This window comes from Microvirga ossetica, from assembly GCF_002741015.1.
Lineage (GTDB): Bacteria > Pseudomonadota > Alphaproteobacteria > Rhizobiales > Beijerinckiaceae > Microvirga > Microvirga ossetica.
The window spans coordinates 2,136,013-2,156,462 of sequence record NZ_CP016616.1 but is presented as its reverse complement, the minus strand read 5'-3'; the positions used below and the strand labels follow the sequence as shown (position 1 = coordinate 2,156,462).

Genomic DNA, 20,450 nt, shown 5'->3' with positions numbered 1-20,450 from the left:
AGTCATGAGCCATGATATGACCGCCAATCGCTCTTTGCTCTCGGGCAAGCCGCTGCGCATCCTCATCGGCTGCATCCTGGTGGTGAACGGGATGTTCCCGGCGCTGTGGATCCTGTTCACGTCGCTCAAGACCGAAGCCGAGCTGACCGCCAAGCCGATCACCTGGCTTCCGCATGCGCCGACACTCGCGAACTATCTGCGCGCCTTCACAGACCAGCCCCTGCTGCTGTTCCTGTTCAACAGCTTCATGGTCGCAATCCTTTCGACCGCATTGACGCTTTTCATCGCCGTCCTTGCGGCCTACGCATTGGCCCGGCTCCAGATCCGTGGGCGCGACCTGATCCTGTCGGCCATCATTGCAGTCTCGACCTTCCCGCTGGTCACGCTGCTCGTGCCGCTCTTCGAGATCATGCGAGCGCTCGGTCTGCTCAACACGTGGATCGCATTGATCCTTCCCTATACGGTCCTGAGCCTCCCCGTCTGCACGCTGATCCTGGTCTCGTTCTTCGAGGGCATTCCGCGCGATCTCGAGAACTCGGCGATGATCGACGGCTGCACCCGCCTCGGTGCGCTGTTCAAGGTCGTGGTGCCGTTGTCGGCGCCGGGCGTCTTCACAGCGGGCATCCTTGCCTTCGTCAACGCCTGGGACGAGTTCCTGCTCGCGCTTTCGTTCAACTCCAACCCGATGCTGCGCACGCTTCCCGTCGGTATCACGCTCTATCAGGGCGAGTTCGCGTTCCCCTGGCCGGTGATCTCGGCGGCGCTCGTCGTCGGCATCGTGCCCGTCGCGGTCCTGATCGTGATCTTCCAGGAGCGTGTCGTATCCGGTCTGACCTCCGGCGGCATCAAGGGATAAGGATTTTCGAGATGACACGCCGACCGATCGGGGAACTGCGGAGCCAGCGCTGGTATGCCTCCGACGACATGCGCGGCTTTGCGCATCGCCAGCGCACTCAGCAGATGGGCCTGCGCCGGGAGGAGTTTCTCGGAAAGCCGGTCGTTGCGATCGTCAACACCTGGAGCGACCTGAGCCCCTGCCACTCGCATCTGCGCGACCGTGCGGAGGCTGTGAAGCGCGGCGTCTGGCAGGCAGGCGGCTATCCGGTGGAGCTGCCGGCCCTGTCGGTCGGAGAGGTGATGGTGAAGCCCACCACCATGCTCTATCGCAACTTTCTCGCGATGGAGGTGGAAGAGCTCCTGCGCTCGCACCCCATCGACGGGGCCGTGCTGCTGGGTGGCTGCGACAAGTCCACGCCAGGCCTCCTCATGGGGGCGATCAGCATGGACATTCCGGTGATCTACTGTCCGGCGGGGCCGATGTCGAACGGGCAATGGCGCGGCCAGAAGACCGGAGCCGGAACCCATACCAAGAAATACTGGGACGAGCTTCGCGCCGGCAATATCACGCAAGCCGATTGGGTCGACCTGGAAAGCCGGATGACCCGCTCCATCGGCACCTGCAACACCATGGGCACGGCATCCACGATGACGTCGATCGTCGATGCCATGGGCCTGACGCTCCCTGGCGCGTCGTCGATCCCGGCGGCCGATAGCGGCCATCCGCGAATGGCCTCGGCCTGTGGCGAGCGCATCGTGGAGATGATCTGGCAGGATTGGAAGCCGTCCCGCTTTCTCGATGCCCGCAGCTTCCGCAACGGTCTTGTTGCCTACATGGCGCTCGGGGGCTCGACCAATGCTGCCGTGCATCTGATCGCCATGGCACGCCGGGCCGGCATCGATCTGACGCTCGACGACATGTCCGACATGGCAGGCAAGGTGCCGGTCTGCGCCAATCTCTTCCCGTCCGGCGAATACCTGATGGAGGATTTCTACTTCGCAGGCGGATTGCCGGCACTGCTCAGGAAGCTGGAGCGGCATCTCGATCCGGATGCCATGACCGTGAACGGCAGGACGCTGGGCGAGAGCATCGCCGGAGCCGAGTGTTGGAACGACGATGTCATCCGGGGCGAAGACAATCCGGTCGTGCCGCTTTCGCGCGGCAAGACGCTCGCCGTTCTGCGCGGCAACCTCGCCCCGAACGGCGCGGTCATGAAATCCTCGGCAGCGAGCCCGAAATTCCTCAAGCATGTCGGGCCGGCGCTCGTCTTTGACAACCCGGCGGAGATGAACCGGACCATCGACGATCCCGATCTCGACATCACGGAGGACACGGTCATCGTGCTCCGCAATGCCGGTCCAGTCGGCGCGCCGGGCATGCCGGAATGGGGCAACCTCCCGATCCCGAAGAAGCTTCTCAAGCAGGGCGTTCGCGACATGGTGCGCATCTGCGACGGGCGCATGAGCGGAACCCATTACGGCACCTGCATCCTGCATGTCGCACCCGAGGCCGCCGTGGGCGGTCCCCTCGGTCTCCTCAAGACCGGAGACCTCGTGGAGCTCGACGTGGCGGCCGGGCGACTCGACATGAGGGTCGACGAGGCCGAGCTGGAACGCCGCCGGGCGGAATGGAAGCCGACGGCACATCTCTACAGCCGCTCTTTCGCCGCACTCTATCAGCGCCATGTCTCGCAGGCCGATGAAGGCTGCGACTTCGATTTCCTGAGCACGCCCGACCCGGTGGTCGAGCCGTCAATCTTCTAAGGGCACGCCATGATCGACATCGAGAACCGCTTCAAGACTTGGCTGAAGGGGGAGGGCCCGCGCCCGCCTCTCGGTACCTGGCTCATGGCGGCAGCGCCCGCGACGGCCGAGGCGATGGGCTACAGCGGCTTCGACTTCCTCGTGGTGGATATGGAGCATGTGCCGATCGAGGTGTCGGACCTCGCTCACATCCTGCGCGCCATCGGCTGCACGCCGGCCGATGCGGTCGTCCGTCTCGCCTGGAACGATCAGGTGCTCGTGAAGCGGGTGCTCGATGCCGGCGCCCAGACGATCATGGTCCCGTTCGTCCAGACGGCCGAGGAAGCCCGCCAAGCGGTCTCATTCGCGAAATACCCGCCTGAGGGCGTGCGAGGCGTCGCTGCCGTTCATCGCGGCTCGCGGTTCGGTCGCGCGACCGATTATTTGAAGCGCGCCAACGATCAGGTGGCGGTGATCGTCCAGCTCGAGACGCCGGAGGCGATCGAGCGGCTGCCGGAAATCGCGGCGGTTCCCGGCATCGATGCCCTGTTCGTAGGACCGGGCGATTTGGCCGCCGCCATGGGGCATATCGGCAACATCGCGCATCCCGACGTCCAGGCGCTGATCGAGAAGGCTGCTGCGCTGGCACGCGATGCCGGCAAGCCGGTCGGCATCGTCGGCCCGAATCCGGACATGGTGCGCCGCTTCATCGGTTACGGCTACAGTTACGTAGCGGTTGCGTCCGACATCGCCATGATGACGAGCCGCGCATCGGAATGGCTCGGCGCCTTGCGCGACCAGCCCGTTCCCGTGAATGCGCCGGCTGCGGCTTATTGAGGGTTCGCAAGATGCCGCTGACCGTCGCCCTCGATGTGCGCGCGCAGCTCGGCGAGTGTCCGATCTGGGATGCCGACGAGCAGGCGCTCTATTTCGTCGACATCAAGGGCATGGCGCTCCATCGCTTCCACCCTGCGACGGGCAGGCATGCCGTCATCCCTATGCCCGAAGAAATCGGATGCATCGGCTTCAGGAAAGGTGGCGGCTTCATCGCAGGTTTCCGCTCGGGTCTGTGGCTGCTCGATTCCAAAGGTGGTCGCGAGGCGAAGCTCGCGGAAAATCCCGAGGACCAGCGCACCAGCCGCTTCAACGACGGACGCGTCGATCCGGCAGGCCGCTTCCTGGCGGGCACCATCGACGAGCCGAAGGATGGCGGCAAGGCGCATCTCTACCGCTACGACCGGCGAGGTCTCGTAACGCTCGCGGGTGGTCTGCTCACCTCGAATGGCGTCGCCTTCTCGCCGGACGGGCGCACGCTCTATCATTCCGATACGCCGACCTTCACGGTGTGGCGCTATGCCTACGATCCTGAAAGCGGGGAGGCGACGGACAAGACGCTTTTCGTGCGTCTCGAGCCCACCGAAGATGACCGCGGCCGCCCCGACGGTGCCGCGGTGGATGCTGAAGGCTGCTACTGGACGGCCCTGTTCGAGGGTGGCCGTATCCAGCGCTACGCGCCGGATGGGCAGATGCTGGCGGAACATGCCGTTCCGGCCCGATGCCCCACCATGGTCTGCTTCGGCGGCTCCGACCGGAAGACGCTGTACGTGACCTCCGCCCGAACCGGTCGTTCCGAGAGCGAGCTCGCAGGCCTGCCCCATTCGGGCAGCCTCTTCGCAATGCCCGTCGATGTGCCGGGCCTGCCCGAAACCTGTTTCGATCCATCCGTTTAAGGCCATATTGCGATGTCCGACTATACAAGCGTTCGATACCGGTCTCTCGAGAACCGATCCGTCGTGATCACGGGCGGCGCGTCCGGAATCGGCGAGGAGATGGTGAAGGCTTTCGTGGCGCAGGGCGCGCGGGTGTCCTTCATCGACATCGCGACGGAAGCAGGACTTGCACTGGCGGGTGAAACCGGCGCCGCTTTTCACGCCTGCGATGTCACGGACATTCCCGCGCTCCGTGCGGTGCTGGCGACGATCGAAACCGATCGGGGCGGCGTGGACGTTCTCGTCAACAACGCCGGCAAGGACGACCGGCACGACATGACCGAGGTGGAGCCGGATTACTGGCGTCATGCTCTGGCCCTCAATCTCGACCACCAGTTCTTCGCGACGCAGGCCGTGGTCAAGGGCATGGCTGCACGAGGTGCCGGATCCGTCATCATGCTCGGCTCGATTTCCTGGATGCGCGGCCGTCCCGGCATGGTCGGATACACGACTGCGAAGGCTGCCATCAACGGCATGACCCGCACGCTGGCCCGCGAGCTCGGACCCTCCGGTATCCGGGTGAACTGCATCGTGCCGGGTGCGATCCTGACGGAGCGCCAGCAGAAGCTTTGGTTGACCCCCGAATTGAACCAGCAGTTTCTCGATCTCCAGGCGCTGAAATTCCGGCTCGACGCTAGCCATGTTGTCCGAATGGCCCTCTTCGTCGGATCCGATGAAAGCGGCGGCTGCACGGGCGCGAACTTCATGGTCGATGCCGGCCTGACCCAGAACTGAGAGTGACCCATGCCGATCCAGACGACATCCAACGGCTTTGATCTTGTTCTCGACGGGAAGCTCCTCCTGCGTCATCGCAGCGATGCGCCATGCCTCTTCGTCGGCCAGGGCGACGCGCGGATGGATATGTATCGCGGCAATTTCGACATCGAGGATTATGTCATCGAGCGCACGCCGCTTGCCCATGCGGTCGTGTCCGGCTCCGACATTGCCTTCTCCGCCGCTCCGGGGCAGCCGGTCCGGCTGGGCCTTCGGGTGTCGGGAGGCGACAGCGACCTTGCCATTGCCTTTCGGACCGAGGATGCGTCCCTCAACCGGATCTGGCTCCGCGTTCCCGCCGAGCAGGGCGAGCACGTCTGGGGCGGCGGCGAACAGATGTCGTATTTCGACATGCGAGGCCGTCGGTTCCCGCTCTGGACCTCAGAGCCTGGTGTCGGGCGCGACAAGACGACGGAGATCACCTTCAAGTCGGATGTGACCGGCAAGTCGGGCGGCGATTACTGGAACACCAACTATCCGCAGCCGACCTATCTCTCCTCTCGGCGCTATGCGCTGCATGTGGAGACCACGGCCTATTCGGCTTTCGATTTCCGGAAAGACGATTTCCACGAAGTGGAGATCTGGGCCGTCCCGGAACGGATCGAGTTCACGTCACGCCCGACCTTCGTCGCTCTCGTCGAGGCCATGTCTGAGCGCTTCGGACGCCAGCCGCCGCTGCCGGACTGGGTCTATGGCGGCGCGATCATCGGCCTGAAGGACGGGGCGAACTCGCTCGACCGTCTTGAGGCCATCATTGCGGCCGGCACGAAGGTGTCGGGCCTCTGGTGCGAGGATTGGGTCGGCCTGCGCCACACCTCCTTCGGGGCACGCCTGTTCTGGGACTGGAAGGCGAACGACGATCGCTATCCGGGGCTGCGCCAGCGCATCGCCGAGCTGGAGGATCGCGGCATCCGCTTCCTCGGCTACGTCAATCCCTACCTCGCCGTTGACGGCTCTCTGTTCCCGGAGGCGGAAGCCGCCGGCTATTTCGCGACGGACGAGAACGGCAACACCGCCCTGGTGGATTTCGGCGAGTTCGATTGCGGCGTCGTCGACTTCACCAATCCGGATGCTGCCGCATGGTTCGCCGAGCGGGTGATCGGCCAGAACATGCTCGATTTTGGCCTCTCCGGCTGGATGGCCGATTTCGGAGAATACCTGCCGATCGACGTCAAGCTAGCCAATGGAGTCGATGCGAAGCTGATGCACAATGCATGGCCGACGCTCTGGGCCGAGGTGAATGCCCGCGCGGTGGAAAGCCGGGGCAAGACGGGCGAGGCCATGTTCTTCATGCGCGCCGGCTTCACGGGCGTTCAGAAACACTGTCCCCTCCTGTGGGGCGGCGACCAGTCGGTCGATTTTACCCGCCACGACGGGCTCGTGACGGTGATCTCGGGCGCGCTCTCGTCGGGGCTCCTCGGAAACGCCTATCACCATTCGGACATCGGCGGTTATACGAGTCTCTTCGGCAATGTCCGCACGGCGGAGCTGATCATGCGCTGGGCCGAGATGGGTGCCTTCACGCCCGTCATGCGCACTCATGAGGGCAACCGTCCGCGCGATAACCTGCAGATCGATCATGACCCGCAGGTGCTTGCGCATTTCGCGCGGATGACGAGAGTTTATGTGCACCTTGTTCCCTATCTGAAATCTCTCGTGGCGGAGGCTTCCGCTCAAGGGCTCCCGGTCCAGCGGCCCCTGTTCCTCCATTTCGAGCACGATGCCCGGACCTATGCCATCCAGGACGCCTATCTCTACGGCCCCGACCTGCTTGTCGCCCCCGTCTGGCATGCCGGGAAGTCCGAATGGACGACCTATCTTCCGGAGGGTGCGGACTGGATCCATGCGTGGTCGTCTGAGACCTTTGTGGGCGGGCGCGAGGTAACGGTTCCTGCGCCGTTCGGTCAGCCGCCGGTCTTCTATCGCGCCGGCTCGGAGTTCTCGGAGCTGTTTGCCGGCCTGAGGCACCTTTAGGCGATGTCATCCGCTGAACTCATCGGCTTTCTCGTACTGGCAGGCGCTGCCGCTTATGCGCAGACGCTGACGGGCTTCGCCTTCGGCCTGATCACCATGGGCGGCGTCGGCCTGACCGGTCTGCTGCCGCTTCCGGATGCGGCGATGATCGTGAGCGTCCTGACGCTGACGAATGCGGCGCAGATGCTCCTGAAGGGCTGGCGCGATGTGGCCTGGCGCGAGTTCGGCTTTGTGATGGCCGCCAGCATCCCGATGGTCTTCGTCGGCTACTGGCTGCTGGAATGGCTTGCCGGAACGCAGGCCGATCTCCTGCGGCTGCTCCTCGGGCTCGTGATCATCGTCTCGAGCCTGCAACTGCTTCGAAGGCCCGAGCCGCTGGCGAAGCAGTCGGGCGACGGATCGTTCGTCGCCGTCGGTGCCATCGCAGGGTTGATGGGAGGCATGTTCTCGACCGCCGGTCCGCCGCTCGTCTACCATTTCTACCGCCAGCCTATGCCCATGGTGACGGTGCGCGAAACCCTCGTCACCGTCTTCGCACTCAATGCGGTCTTCCGCATCGGGCTTGTGGTTCTGTCCGGAAATCTGCCGTCGGGATCGACGCTGACCGGCCTTTTCGCCATTCCGGTTGTCATAGGCATGACCTATGCCGCGCGCCGCTGGCCGCCTTCGGTTGCAGCAACCACCATGAGGCGCATCGTCTTCGTCCTTCTCTTCCTGTCAGGCGTGTCCCTCGGAGCGCCCGCCGTCGCACATCTATTTGGAGGTCTATCATGACAGCGCAGCTGAAGTCTGTTGAGCGTCGTGTTGTTGAGTTGAAGGATCGGTCTTTGCTGGTGGACCGGGCCTATGTGGCGGGCGAGTGGATCGCGGCGGCGGACGGCCGGAGCTTTGCCGTCACCGATCCGTTCGACGGTGCGCCGATCGTCGACGTGCCGGCGCTCGATGCTTCGGCCGCCCGCCGCGCCGTCGATGCGGCGGCCGAGGTGCAGAAGGACTGGGCCAAGCGCCCGGCCAAGGAGCGCAGCCGCATCCTGAAGGCCTGGTACGACCTGATCGTCGCCAACGCCGACGATCTCGCCCTGATCCTCACCACCGAGCAGGGCAAGCCGCTGTCCGAGGCCAAGGCTGAGGTGCTCTCGAACGCGGCCTATATCGAGTGGTTTGCGGAGGAGGCCAAGCGCATCGACGGCGACGTCATCCCGGGCGCTGCCCCGAACCAGCGCATCCTCGTGCTCAAGCAGCCGGTCGGGGTCTGCGCCGCGATCACGCCCTGGAACTTTCCCAACGGCATGATCACCCGCAAGGTCGGCCCGGCGCTCGCCGCCGGCTGCACCATGGTGCTGAAACCGGCGGCGCAAACCCCGCTCTCGGCCCTGGCGCTGGCCGTGCTGGCCGAGCGCGCCGGTGTGCCGAAGGGCGCCTTCTCGGTGATCACCACCGACGATGCCAAGGCGATCGGGGCGGAGTTCTGCCACAACCCGAAGGTCGCCAAGATCACCTTCACCGGCTCGACCGGGGTCGGGCGCTGGCTGATGAAGGAGGCGGCGGACGGGATCAAGCGGCTGTCGCTCGAGCTTGGCGGCAACGCGCCGTTCATCGTGTTCGACGATGCCGATCTCGATGCGGCGGTCGACGGCGCGATGGCCTCGAAGTTCCGCAATGCCGGCCAGACCTGCGTCTGCGCCAACCGGATCTACGTCCAGGAGAGCGTGGCCGAAGCCTTTGCCGAAAAGCTTGCCGCCAAGGCCAAGGCGCTCAAGCTCGGCCGGGGCACCGAGGAAGGCGTGAGCATGGGCCCGCTGATCGACGACCGCGCCGTGGCCAAGATGGAGGAGCATGTGGCCGATGCGCTGGAAAAGGGCGGGCAGGTGCTGGTGGGCGGCCGGCGCTCGAGCCTCGGCGGCACGTTCTTCGAGCCCACCGTGATGACCGGGATCACGCAGGCCATGAAGGTGACGAAGGAGGAGACGTTTGCGCCGCTGGCGCCGATCGTGGCGTTTACGGACGAGGCCGCGGTGATCGCGATGGCGAACGACTCGGAGTTCGGGCTGGCGGCGTACTTTTATGCCCGCGACATGGCCCGGGTCTGGCGCGTGGCGGAGGCGCTCGAGAGCGGTATGGTCGGGGTGAACACGCCGGCGCTCGCCAACGAGATGGCGCCGTTCGGCGGCGTGAAGCAGTCAGGGTTGGGCCGCGAGGGCTCGAAATACGGCATCGAGGGCTTCCTCGAAATCAAATACATCAATCTCGCCATGTGAGTGATAAAGGCACACAGCTTATTTTGGGACGGCATGCCCCATGGGATTCGGCAGATAGCCTAGAAAGCCTGCGATGCGCCAGCGGTCCGCGATGCGTCGGCAGAAGTACAGCGTCTGCCAGCGCAACACGGTTGGCTCGGCCCCGACGAGCTGGATCGTGCCGTCAAATTTCTTGCGCGCCATTGCGAAGTCGTCGACGATTTCGATCTCGCGCAAGGTCGTCAGCGCGAACAGGGCCTGTTCCAGATCCTTGGGGTCGATGCGTCCGGCGAGTTCTGCGCTGCCCGCAAGCCAGGCCTCGCGATAGCGCGCGATATCGGCAAAGGTCGCGCGCCAGGAATCGGGATCGTCCGAGAACCGGCCGTCGATGCCGAAGAAGCCATCCGGCGCGAAATCTGCAAAATGTGCGTCCCAATCACCCGCGACGAAGGCACGGATGTCGCGTTGCACAAGCATGTCCCAGATCGCGCGACGGTCGGGATCGCCGGGCGGAAAAGGATTGGTGTCGGGCATCGTACAAAAGCTCCTTTAGCATCGGATCGTAGAGGTGAAATCGGCGGCATGGAACCGATCCAAAAGGCTTGTACACGGCTCCGGAGTCGCTAAACCTTGAGATCCGGGGAGGCGAGGAATGAGCGAGACAATACTTGTGACCGGTGGCGCCGGCGATATCGGCCGGGCGCTGGCCCGGCGTTTTCTGGCCGGCGGGCACAGGGTCGTGCTGCTCGACCGGGACGCAGCCGCTCTCGAAGGGGCGGCCCGAGACATCGCGGATGGAGATCGTCTCGCATGCATCACAGCCGACGTGACTGACGGTGCCTCGATCGGCGAAGCCGTCAAACAAGCGCAAGCAATCTTTGGCGCGATCGGCGTCCTCGTCAATAATGCGGGTGGTGTGACCGCGCCGACGCTCGCCTCGACCGATGAATCCGCGTGGCTGGCCGATCTCGACCTTAACCTGAATGGCGCTTGGCGCTGTGTGCGCGCCGTGCAGGAAGGCATGATGACTCGAGGCAGGGGCATCATCATCAATATCTCCTCGGCCAATGCCACTGGGATCTACGGCTACCCGGCCTACAGTGCCGCAAAGGCGGGCCTCGAGCATTTCACCCGGTTCCTGGCCGTGGAGCTCGGGCGATACGGCGTTCGGGCGAACGCCATCGCCCCCGGCAGCGTGAAGACGCAGGCTTGGAACGAGCGCGTGGCGCACGATCCCGAGATCCTCGAGCGGGTGAAACGCTGGTATCCTTTGGGCGACGTGTGCGTACCGGAGGACGTGGCGGGTCTGGCGGCCTTCCTGATCGGCCCGGACGCGCGGATGATCACCGGCGCGGTCATCGCTCTCGACGGCGGCCTCACCGCAGGCTCGACGACCATGGCCCGTGAATTCTGCGGCGCCGAATTCTGAAGCGACCTGCGTCCCCTCAGGTCGTCATGCTCAGAACCTTACGCCGAGATAGGTCCGGTCGTCGGTCCAATGGGTGGCCGTCGAGCCCTTGGGCGAGAGATAGAGCGTGACCTTCGCGGGGTCGTCCCGCTCCACCTCGCGAAACGCTTCTTCCCACGATGCGACGCCGAAATCCGCACCGGGCTTGAAGTATCCGTCCGAGAACAGCTCGATCGTTCGGACTTCTGATCGTGGAAGTCGCTCGAAATGCACGAGGGATAAGGGAACCTCGAAGCCGTCGAGTGCTGAGTAGCCGAGTATCGTGCTGGCATTGTTCTGATAGGCGCCCTGCGCATGGACGATGCCTCCGCGCACGAGCGTTTCGATGTCGCCGCGAGGCACGTGTGGAAGCGCCTCTGTGCATGCGGTGACGGTCCGCTCCTCGATCGATGCGAGGTCCTGAGGATCGAGCAACTCGGCCAGGGCCTCCAGCGGCTGGCGGGTGCCGAACCAGGTGACCCGCCGCGATGCTTTCTCCTGCACTGCCGGGTCGCTCGTACGGGCGCCGATGATCGGCCAGGCCTGCTTTCGCAAGGTCGAGGTGATCAGGTCCAGGTCCTTGTCGACCTGCAGGATCCGGCTGCCGTTGATGCGGATCCCGCTGTCGCCCACAAGGGCGATATCGATGGTTTCTTCACCAATGAGAGCGACGGTGAGGGTAGAAGAGAACCGATAGTTGACGTCGGACCGTGCGGCGTCCAGCGTGCCGTGAGCCCTATAGGCATCGGCGATAGCCTGGGTCAGGACGGGGATCAGGAGCTTCGTGTCGGTGGGTCGGTCGGGGCGGGTGAGCGCGTGTTCCAGCGCTTCCTTGACGATCATTGCCGCGTATTGGCCGGACAGCATGCCGTTGTAGCGCGTGCCGAGGCGGTCGGTGACGCCGTCGATCACCGCAAAGGCGCGTCCTGGCAGGATGACGAAGCGGTCCTCGTTCGTGTCGGGCGCAGAGGGATCCTTGGCCTCTGAGAAGGCTTCAATAAGCATGGAGCAAACTCGCTTTCGGAAATGGGGAGAGCCTACTTGACTTGAACGACGCGCGTCGCGTCGAGGATCGTCGGGTCTTTCAGCTTCGATCTGGGATCGCAGTTGGTGATGAGCACGGAGGCGTGGCACAGATGGCTGATCGCATGAGGCGCGCGGCCGCCGAACTTGTCCGCCTGCACGACGAAGATCACCTGCCGGGAGGCGGCAATCACCTCCTGGACGAAGGCGACCTCGAGGGGATCATGGGCGAGCACGGCGCCGTCCTCGTCGACGGCATTGGCGCCGAGGATCGCAAGGTCGAACTTGAAGGTGTTGCCGAGGCCACCGCCCGTCGCAGCCAGAATGGCCGTATCGTTGCGTCGAACATAGCCGCCGAAGAGGTAGAGCGTGACCATGGTGTTGAACGTGCACGCATAGGCAACGCCGAGATTGCTCGTTGCGACGATCAGGCGGGATCGGTCGCGCAGGATCTCATGAATCGAGTTGAATGTCGTGCCGAGCCCCACATAGATGGTCGAGCCCGGATGAATGAATTCGGCCAGTGGCGCCATGAGGCGGCGCTTCAGCTCCGTCTGATGGGCGTTCCTGTCCTTGTATGCGATGGCCGTAGAGCCCGGACCGGGAAGGGCGACACCGTGACTCTTTTGAATGAGGCCGCGTGATTCCAGTTCCTGCAGATCGCGCCTGATGGTCTGCGAGGTGACCCCGTGCTCCTGGGCGAGATTCATGACCGGGGTGCCACCGAGCCGTTCGATCGACTCGATGATATGCCGCCGTCGTTCCTCCGCCGGCAGTTTCGTGGCCTTCGTCGATAGGCGAGCGGACATGGTTCCGGATGGTTCTCGAGGGAGGTGCGGCCGTGCCCCTGAGGAACGCGGCCGCAACGATACTTACTGGCCGACCGCCTTGCGCCACTTGTCGAGCACCGCCTGGGTTCCGCCGAGTTCATCGATGGACTTCAGTTCGACGAGCTTGAGGCTGCTGAGCGGGGGTAGATCGCCCGGACCGGAGACGTCCGTACGGACCGACCGGCGTCCGGCTTCCTTGACGAGCAGCTCCTGCGTCTTCTTGGAGAGTGCCCAGTCGATGAACTTCTTGCCGTTCTCGGCATTGGGCGCGCCCTTCACGAGGGCAACGCCGTCCGGAGAGGCCGTCGTTCCATCGGCGAGATAGGCGATCTTCACCGGCGCGCCGCCGACCTTGTACTCGAGAGCATTGTCCTCAAGGGTCAGGCCGAGCGGAGCCTCGCCATCGGCCACATAACGCGGCACCGATCCGGAGCTGTCGGTCAGCACGAAGTTCTTTGCGATCTCACCGTACTTGTTCCAACCCTGGTCTCCGAAGACGGTCAGGACCGTCATCATCTGCTGGAACGCGGAACCGGAATTGTCCGCCCTGGCTGACGCGATTTTTGCCTTCCACTTGGGATCGGCCAGATCGGTCAGGGTTTTCGGCGTATCGGTCTCCGGCATCATGCGCGTGTTCTGCATGAGCACGTAGATCACGGCCGTGTATGGCGTCCAGGCCGGGCTCTTCACGAAGCGCGGGTCGATGCCGCCGGCTTCCTTCGATTTGTACGGCTCAAGCAGATCGGCATTCTCGGTGAGCAGGCTGCCGGTCGTGCTCCAGATCACGTCGGCTTTCGGGGCCTTGGCCTCGGCGCGGACACGCCGGGTCACCTCGCTGGAGCCGAGCTGGATCACTTCGGTCTTGATTCCGGTCTCCTTTTCGAAAACCGGGGCGAGAGCCTGCACAAGGGACGTCTTATGGGCCGTGTAGAGAACGACCTTCTCCTGGGCCGAGGCGGCGCCAGCGAACGCCGCTATCGATACGGCGGTAACCAATAGGCCTGTCAACGCTTTCATCCGTTCCTCCCGAACCACGATGACGTTAAAAACGGCTTTTGTTGTATATGCAAAGACCGTATGTTGCAAAGTAAACACTCCTGCTTATGCTGTAAAGCAGGCAAGCAAAGGGCGGCGCGGGGGGACAATGAGTTATCTAACGGTGAAGGATGCCTCGAAGCAGTTCGGCGGCTCGGTGCGCGCCCTCGACGGGGTGTCGTTCGCAGTCGAGAGGAACGAGTTCTTCACGCTTCTGGGACCGAGCGGCTGCGGGAAGACCACGCTGCTGCGGTCCATCGCCGGCTTTGCCGACCTGACGACCGGCAGCATCAGCCTTGCCGGAGCCGGGCTCGATGCTGTTCCTTCGCACAAGCGCGATATCGGCATGGTTTTTCAGGACTATGCAGTCTTCCCGCATCTGACCGTGGCCGAGAATGTCGCCTTCGGCCTCAAGGCGCGGAAGGTGCCGGCCGCTGAAACCGCTGCCCGGGTTGCCGAGGCGCTCGCCACCGTTCGGCTCGGCGCCATGGCTGCCCGCCTTCCCGCAGCCCTCTCGGGTGGGCAGCAGCAGCGCATCGGTCTTGCCCGCGCCATGGTGATCCGCCCGAAACTGCTCTTGATGGACGAGCCTCTCTCCAACCTCGATGCGAAGCTGCGTATCGACCTGCGCGACGAGATCCGAGACATCCAGAAGAGCATCGGCATTGCGGCGATCTATGTCACGCACGATCAGGAGGAGGCACTCGCGATCTCCGATCGCATCTGCGTCATGAATGCGGGCCGCATCGAGCAGATCGGGACCCCGCAGGAGATCTACGCCGATCCGAGGACGATCTTTGTCGCCTCCTTCGTCGGTACCATGAATGTGCTGCCGCGGGAGGCGGCTCCTCATCTGGGCATGTCCGACCAGGAGGCAAGTCGCGCCCACCAATGGGCGATCCGGCCCGAGCATATCCGGCTCGATCAGGGTGACACCGCTCCTGACAATGTCCGCCTTTCTGGAACGGTCGAGAAATACACCTACCTCGGACGTGAGGCGCACGTGCTTGTTCAAACGCCGGCCGGCAAAATCGTCGTGCAGCTTGCCGATCCATCGCCGGCCCTGCGCATGGCGCCTGGGAGTTCCATTTCGCTCGCCTTTCGGCGCCAGGACATTCTGAGCTTCAATGTCGATGGCTTGCGGCTCGATGGCGGGGGCAACTGATGCGGCTCAGCTTCTGGACGCTTGTCTCGGTCTTCGCCTGGGTGATCCTGATCGCTCTCCTGGTCGTGCCACTTGGATCGGTGCTCCTCTCGAGCCTCCAGGATCAGGCCGGGGATTTCACCCTGGCCAATTATGCGCGCTTCGTCGAAACGCCTCGATTCCGTACCGCTTTCGTCAACACGCTCATCGTCGGGTTCGGCGGGCTCGTCGGCTCGCTCCTGCTCGGCAGCGCCATGGCATTCTGCATGGCACGCATCGAGATTCGCGGCAGCCGTATCGTGTCGCTGCTGGCGATCCTCGCGCTCGTCTCGCCGCCCTTCATCGGGGCCTATTCCTGGATCGTGCTGTTCGGATCGGGCGGTCTCGTCCGCCAGACGCTGATGTCATGGGGAATCTTCATTCCGCCGATCTTCGGCCTATGGGGCATCCTCATCGTTTTCTCGTTCAAGTTCTACCCTTACGTCTACCTCCTTGCCTCCGGCGCGCTCGCCAACATCAACCGTTCCCTGGAGGAGGCCGCGGAAAGCCTCGGCCTCACGCCGTTCCGGCGCGTGATGAAGATCTCGTTCCCGCTGGTTCTCCCTGCAATCTCGGCCGGCGGCCTGCTGGCGCTTATCCACTCGATCGCCGATTTCGGAACGCCACGGCTCATCGGGCGCGGCTTCAATGTGCTGGCAACGGAAGCCTATACGCTTTATTCCGCCGAGGTCGGAAGCAATCTCAGCATGGCGACCACGATCAGCATCGTGCTGATCATGCTGTCGATGCTCTTCGTGTTTGCGCAGCGCTACATGTCGCGCCGGAATGTTTATCATGGCAACCTGATCAACAAGCCGGTGAAGAAGAAGCTCACCGGGTTTCGGAACGTCGCCGCCCACGTGGTCGTCTACACCATCGCGTTGATCGGGGCGATGCCCGCAATCATCGCGGCGATCTACTCGGTCCGGCGCACGAGCGGTCCGGTCTTCCACCCAGGCTTCAGCCTCGAGAGCTACCGCCGCATCCTCTACAATCTCGCGGACGTGGTGCAGAACTCGCTGATGTTCTCGTTCGCTACCGTCGCGCTCATCGTGACGATCGGAACGCTCATCGGCTGCCTCGTGGCGCGGAAGATGAGCATCAACAATTCTCTCCTCGATGCGACCCTCATGGTGCCTTACGTGATGCCCGGCATCGTGGTGGGCATCGCCTTCGTGGCAGCCTTCAATTCGCCGCCGCTCGCGCTGACGGGCACCGCGGCCGTGATCATTCTGTCGATCTTCATCCGGCGGCTTCCCTATTCCGTCCGTTCCTCGGCCTCTGCCCTGCGACAAGTGAGCCCGAGCATGGAGGAGGCGGCGATCTCGCTGGGCTATAGTCCCGCAAGGGCCTTCATGAAGGTGACCGTGCCTCTCATCCTGCCGGGCATCATCGCAGGCGGCATGTTGAGCTTCGTCACGGCCATCAACGAGTTGTCGTCGTCGCTCGTTCTCTATGTAGGCAGCACAGCCACCATGCCCGTGCGTATCTACATCGCGATCAATGACGGCGATTATGGCACCGCTGCCGCACTTTCCACCGTGCTTCTCGTGTTGAGCAGCACAGCCATCTACATCGCCTTCCGTCTCATGGGACGCGACGAGCGAGCCCTGCTTTAAGAGCCCTCATGGACATTCGAATCGAACCCGACAAGAAGACGCTTGGTGCTCGTGCCGCCGCGGAGGGCAGCGAAGCCATCCGGGCTGCGATCGCCCGGGACGGCGCTTGCACGATCATCCTCGCCACCGGCGCCAGCCAGTTCGAGATGCTCGATGCGCTCGTGGTCGAAGAGGGGATCGACTGGTCGAAGGTCACGGTCTTTCACCTTGACGAGTATGTTGGTCTGCCGATCACCCATGGGGCGAGCTTCCGCCGGTATCTTAGGGAGCGTTTCGTCGCACGCGTTCCGGCACTCGGAGATTTCGTGGCCATCGAGGGCGATGCCGCCGATCTCGGAAGCGAGGTCTCGCGGCTGAACAAGCTCATCGCAGGGCAGCGCATAGCGGTGTGCTTTGCCGGGATTGGCGAGAACTGCCATCTCGCCTTCAACGATCCGCCAGCCGATTTCGATGCCGAGGACCCCTACATCGTTGTCACGCTCGACGAAGCCTGCCGGCGGCAGCAGCTCGGCGAAGGGTGGTTCCCGACCCTTGCGGCCGTTCCGGACCATGCCATCTCCATGAGCATCCGCCAGATCCTGAAGAGCGAGCGCATAGTCCTGTGCGTGCCGGATGCCCGCAAGGCGATTGCGGTGAGAGATGCCGTCGAGGGTGCGGTCGACCCCGATCATCCGGCATCCGTGCTGCAACGGCATCCGCGCTGCACTCTCTATCTCGATCCGCCCGCGGCTACCCTCCTGTCACGCAAGACAACCTGAGGACAGGATGCGGACGAGCGGGCTCTTCGACCTTCAAGTCAACGGCTTCGCAGGCATCGACTTCAACAGCGAGGCCATCGACGCCGATGCTCTCGATCATGCTCTTGAGGCGATGCTCGCCGCCGGCGTCACGGCCTGCCTGCCGACTTTGATCACCGCTTCGGACGATGTGCTCGAAGCTCGATTCTCCGCTCTGGACCGGGCTGTCGCGCAAAGCCGGCTCGGGCCGCTGATGGTCCCGGGCTATCACCTCGAAGGGCCTTTCCTCAATTCGGGTGACGGTTATGCGGGATGCCATCCGCCCGCAGCCATGAGGCCCCCTGACGCATCCCTCATCGAGCGGCTGACCCGGCCGCTGGCACGCCCCATTCTGCTCGTGACGATCGCCCCCGAACTTGCAGGCAGCGAGGCCTTCATCCGAGTCATGGCGGCTGAGGGACGCGTCGTCGCCATCGGCCATTCGGCTGCGGGATTTGCAGCGGTGGCAGCCGCCGCCGCAGCTGGAGCATGTCTGTCGACCCATCTCGGCAATGGATTGCCCCAGTTGTTGCCGAAGCTCGACAATCCTCTTTTCGCCCAGCTGGCGGAAGACCGGTTGTCGGCGAGTTTCATCGCCGACGGCATTCATCTGCCGCCGCATGCGCTTAAAACCCTGCTCAAGGCGAAAGGGCCTGAGCGGTCGATCCTCGTCAGCGATGCGGTATCGGCCGCCGCCGCGGCTCCTGGGCTATATCCTTTCGCCGGGACGACGGTCGAGCACGCGCCGGATGGGTCGGTGCGACTGCCCGGCAGCCCGTATCTCGCCGGCTCGGCGCTTGTCCTCGATCAGGCTGTCCGCAACCTCGTTGACTGGGGACTCGCGACGGCCGACGAAGCCTTGCGTATGGCATCCGACAATCCGCGCCGCCTGATGACCGCAGCGATTGCGGCTCTGGCTGACGATCAGCCGGGCAGCGAGGTTCTATGGTCGAACGAACTGCATCCGCTCGCTGTCAAGGTCGGTGGCATTGAGCGGCACTATGAGCGCAAGAGGAGGTCCTAAGACCATGGCATTTGATCTCGTTCTCCGTGGCGGCCGCGTCATCGATCCGTCGCAATCCATCGACCGGGTGACCGACGTTGCCTTCGCGGGCGGACGCGTGGCGGCTATCGGCGACGGTCTCGCGGCGGATGCCCGTTCCGTCGAGGATGCCGCAGGGCTCATCGTTACGCCGGGCCTCATCGACTTGCATACGCATGTCTATTGGGGCGGGACATCGCTCGGAGTGGATCCGCTCATCCTTGCCCGGGGCGGGTGCACCACGCTCGCTGACACCGGCAGCGCAGGGCCGGGAAACTATCGAGGCTTCCTGGAGCATGTGATCCGTCCCTCGCCGGTGCGGATTCTCGCCTATCTCAACGTTTCCTTCGCCGGCATCTATGGCTTCTCGAAGCGGATCATGGTGGGCGAAAGCGGCGACCTGAGACTCATGGCTCCCCTCGATGCCGTGGAGGTCGCCCTCGCCAATCGGGATACGCTCGTCGGCATCAAGGTGCGGGTCGGCTTCAACGCGTCCGGGAATTCCGGGCTCGTGCCGCTCGACATCGCCCGCCAGGTCGCCGATCGGGTCGGCCTGCCGATGATGGTGCATATCGACGTGCCGCCTCCGACCCTGCCGGAGGTGCTCGCCCGCATGCGGCCGGGCGACATCCTCACGCATTGCTTCCGGCCATTTCCGAATACGCCCGCGACATCCGACGGAAAGGTGCATCCGGCGGTCACGGAGGCGCGCGAGCGCGGCATCATCTTCGATATCGGCCATGGCATGGGGTCGTTCTCGTTCGACACGGCGCGCGTCATGCTCGCCAACGGATTTCCCCCCGACTGCATCTCGAGCGATGTGCACGCTCTGTGCATCGATGGTCCGGCCTTCGATCTCGTCACCACCATGTCGAAGTTCATCTGCCTCGGCATGCCGCTCGCCGAGGTGATCCACGCGGCCACCGAGCGTCCGGCTCACGCCATGCGTCGTCCCGATCTTGGCACGTTCAAGCCCGGCAGTGCAGGCGATGCCACCTTGCTGGCGCTGGAGGAGGGACAATTCGCTTATAGGGATTCCACGAATGCCGAATTGACTGTGCGCCTGCGCCTTTCTCCGCGAGGCGTGGTGATCGGTGGCGCGATGTGGCACCGGGCCTGACACATGCGGCGTCCAGATGTGACCTTATTCCGAGCTTGATGGTTCTCCCTTTTTGTAGTCGCTCAGGAAGAGAACGCGTACTGACTCTAAATAATCAGCTGTTCTAAAGTGGAATTTTTCTAAGGTAATTGTGAATTAGAAGAGTTTTAAACTTCGATTATAGTGCAGTCGGCTTGGTTTTTCATCGTGACAACTTCGAGAGGCTCTGTTACGCAGCGGCGGTCACGACATAGAACGATTTGATGGACGACGCTGCCCTCAATTGGTCCCTCAAGGACGACATCCGCGAGTATTGGAGCAAACGCTCGGAAACGTTTGATCTCTCGCCCGGCCATGAGATCTTCAACGATGAGGAGCGAGAGGGCTGGCATGCGCTGTTCCGGCGACATCTCGGCGAGGGGGCGGGCAGGCCCGTCCTGGACCTTGCCAGTGGCACCGGCGTCATATCGCATCTGCTCTACGACCTCGGCTTCCAGGTCACCGGACTCGACTTCTCGGATTCCATGCTGGCCCGCGCTCGCGCCAAGGCAGATCAGCGCCAGGCAAAGATCCGTTTCATCGCCGGCGATGCCGAACAGACCCTGGAAGCGGATGCAGCCTATGACGCAGTGGTCACCCGGCACCTTGTCTGGACCCTCGTCAATCCGCCGGAGGCCTTCGCCGAATGGTTTCGCGTCCTCAAGCCGGGTGGAACCCTCCTCATCGTCGATGCCGATACCGGTGTGCCGAGGACATTGAAGGCGCGTGCGCTGCGTTCCGTCGCCAGACTTCTGGCCAGGATAACGCCCGCCTCGCCTCGGCTTGGCATGGATATGGAAACACACAATCGCATCCTGAAGCAGGTGTACTTTTCGGACGGTGCCCGCGCTGAGCGGATCGTCGAACTTTTGCAGGCGAGAGGCTTCCAGGACGTGATCGTCGACCGGGATCTGTCGGCCATTCATCGCGGGCAGTGGCGTAACATGCCTCTCCGCCAGCAGCTCGAACGGGCAAGCCAGGATCGCTACGCGATCCGGGCCCGCAAACCCTGAAGCCCCGCCG

Annotated in this window: 19 protein-coding genes; 15 read left to right on the top strand and 4 right to left on the bottom strand. The window is 63.7% G+C overall.

The window, feature by feature from the left end; translation table 11 throughout:
- Window positions 1–4: 4 nt before the first annotated feature.
- The 8 genes from BB934_RS10205 to BB934_RS10170 are packed head-to-tail and all read left to right on the top strand — an operon-like array spanning window position 5 to window position 9,355.
- Complete coding sequence (locus tag BB934_RS10205; protein ID WP_099509531.1) at window positions 5–856, top strand: carbohydrate ABC transporter permease; 852 nt, start codon at window positions 5–7, stop codon at window positions 854–856.
- Window positions 857–867: 11 nt separating this feature from the next.
- Entirely contained in the window at window positions 868–2,601 is a 1,734-nt protein-coding gene (gene araD, locus BB934_RS10200; protein WP_099509530.1) for an L-arabinonate dehydratase, read from the top strand.
- A 9-nt stretch (window positions 2,602–2,610) separates the two neighbouring features.
- Complete coding sequence (locus BB934_RS10195) at window positions 2,611–3,417, top strand: HpcH/HpaI aldolase family protein (RefSeq protein WP_099509529.1); 807 nt, start codon at window positions 2,611–2,613, stop codon at window positions 3,415–3,417.
- Window positions 3,418–3,428: 11 nt separating this feature from the next.
- Entirely contained in the window at window positions 3,429–4,310 is an 882-nt protein-coding gene (locus BB934_RS10190; RefSeq protein ID WP_099509528.1) for an SMP-30/gluconolactonase/LRE family protein, read from the top strand.
- 12 nt (window positions 4,311–4,322) lie between these two features.
- Window positions 4,323–5,084 carry an SDR family NAD(P)-dependent oxidoreductase gene (locus tag BB934_RS10185; protein ID WP_099509527.1) on the top strand — a complete coding sequence of 254 codons (762 nt, stop codon included), beginning with the start codon at window positions 4,323–4,325 and terminating at the stop codon, window positions 5,082–5,084.
- Window positions 5,085–5,093: 9 nt separating this feature from the next.
- Window positions 5,094–7,097: an alpha-glucosidase gene (locus BB934_RS10180; protein ID WP_099509526.1), complete on the top strand. Its 2,004-nt coding sequence runs from the start codon at window positions 5,094–5,096 to the stop codon at window positions 7,095–7,097.
- 3 nt (window positions 7,098–7,100) lie between these two features.
- Entirely contained in the window at window positions 7,101–7,871 is a 771-nt protein-coding gene (locus BB934_RS10175; protein ID WP_099509525.1) for a sulfite exporter TauE/SafE family protein, read from the top strand.
- Window positions 7,868–9,355 carry an NAD-dependent succinate-semialdehyde dehydrogenase gene (locus tag BB934_RS10170; RefSeq protein WP_099509524.1) on the top strand — a complete coding sequence of 496 codons (1,488 nt, stop codon included), beginning with the start codon at window positions 7,868–7,870 and terminating at the stop codon, window positions 9,353–9,355. The genes BB934_RS10175 and BB934_RS10170 overlap by 4 nt, the downstream gene beginning before the upstream one ends.
- Before the next feature lie 18 nt (window positions 9,356–9,373).
- Here BB934_RS10170 and BB934_RS10165 read toward each other — a convergent pair whose 3' ends face one another.
- Window positions 9,374–9,868, bottom strand: coding sequence for a nuclear transport factor 2 family protein (locus BB934_RS10165; protein WP_099509523.1), 495 nt, complete (start codon window positions 9,866–9,868; stop codon window positions 9,374–9,376).
- A gap of 118 nt (window positions 9,869–9,986) precedes the next feature.
- Here BB934_RS10165 and BB934_RS10160 point away from each other — a divergent pair, with 118 nt between their 5' ends.
- Window positions 9,987–10,763 carry an SDR family oxidoreductase gene (locus tag BB934_RS10160; RefSeq protein ID WP_099509522.1) on the top strand — a complete coding sequence of 259 codons (777 nt, stop codon included), beginning with the start codon at window positions 9,987–9,989 and terminating at the stop codon, window positions 10,761–10,763.
- A 30-nt stretch (window positions 10,764–10,793) separates the two neighbouring features.
- Here BB934_RS10160 and BB934_RS10155 read toward each other — a convergent pair whose 3' ends face one another.
- The 3 genes from BB934_RS10155 to BB934_RS10145 all read right to left on the bottom strand — a co-directional run bounded on the left by BB934_RS10155 (window position 10,794) and on the right by BB934_RS10145 (window position 13,651).
- Window positions 10,794–11,786 (bottom strand): PP2C family serine/threonine-protein phosphatase, encoded by a 993-nt coding sequence (locus BB934_RS10155; RefSeq protein ID WP_099509521.1) that lies wholly within the window; start codon window positions 11,784–11,786, stop codon window positions 10,794–10,796.
- A gap of 32 nt (window positions 11,787–11,818) precedes the next feature.
- A complete protein-coding gene (locus tag BB934_RS10150) occupies window positions 11,819–12,613 on the bottom strand; it encodes a DeoR/GlpR family DNA-binding transcription regulator (protein ID WP_099509520.1) in 795 nt (264 codons plus the stop codon).
- A gap of 63 nt (window positions 12,614–12,676) precedes the next feature.
- Window positions 12,677–13,651: an extracellular solute-binding protein gene (locus BB934_RS10145; RefSeq protein ID WP_099509519.1), complete on the bottom strand. Its 975-nt coding sequence runs from the start codon at window positions 13,649–13,651 to the stop codon at window positions 12,677–12,679.
- Window positions 13,652–13,778: 127 nt separating this feature from the next.
- Between BB934_RS10145 and BB934_RS10140 the strand changes: the two genes are divergently transcribed.
- From BB934_RS10140 to BB934_RS10115, 6 genes are all read left to right on the top strand, one after another.
- Window positions 13,779–14,834 (top strand): ABC transporter ATP-binding protein, encoded by a 1,056-nt coding sequence (locus tag BB934_RS10140; protein ID WP_099509518.1) that lies wholly within the window; start codon window positions 13,779–13,781, stop codon window positions 14,832–14,834.
- On the top strand, window positions 14,834–16,471 hold the full coding sequence (locus BB934_RS10135) for an ABC transporter permease (protein WP_099509517.1): 1,638 nt from the start codon (window positions 14,834–14,836) through the stop codon (window positions 16,469–16,471). Before BB934_RS10140 ends, BB934_RS10135 begins: the two co-directional genes overlap by 1 nt.
- Before the next feature lie 8 nt (window positions 16,472–16,479).
- Window positions 16,480–17,229: a glucosamine-6-phosphate deaminase gene (locus tag BB934_RS10130; protein WP_099509516.1), complete on the top strand. Its 750-nt coding sequence runs from the start codon at window positions 16,480–16,482 to the stop codon at window positions 17,227–17,229.
- 7 nt (window positions 17,230–17,236) lie between these two features.
- Window positions 17,237–18,271 (top strand): N-acetylglucosamine-6-phosphate deacetylase, encoded by a 1,035-nt coding sequence (locus BB934_RS10125; protein ID WP_099509515.1) that lies wholly within the window; start codon window positions 17,237–17,239, stop codon window positions 18,269–18,271.
- Between the two features lie 4 nt (window positions 18,272–18,275).
- Window positions 18,276–19,409, top strand: coding sequence for an amidohydrolase/deacetylase family metallohydrolase (locus BB934_RS10120; protein ID WP_099509514.1), 1,134 nt, complete (start codon window positions 18,276–18,278; stop codon window positions 19,407–19,409).
- Between the two features lie 242 nt (window positions 19,410–19,651).
- Entirely contained in the window at window positions 19,652–20,440 is a 789-nt protein-coding gene (locus BB934_RS10115) for a class I SAM-dependent methyltransferase (RefSeq protein WP_099509513.1), read from the top strand.
- Window positions 20,441–20,450 lie beyond the last annotated feature (10 nt).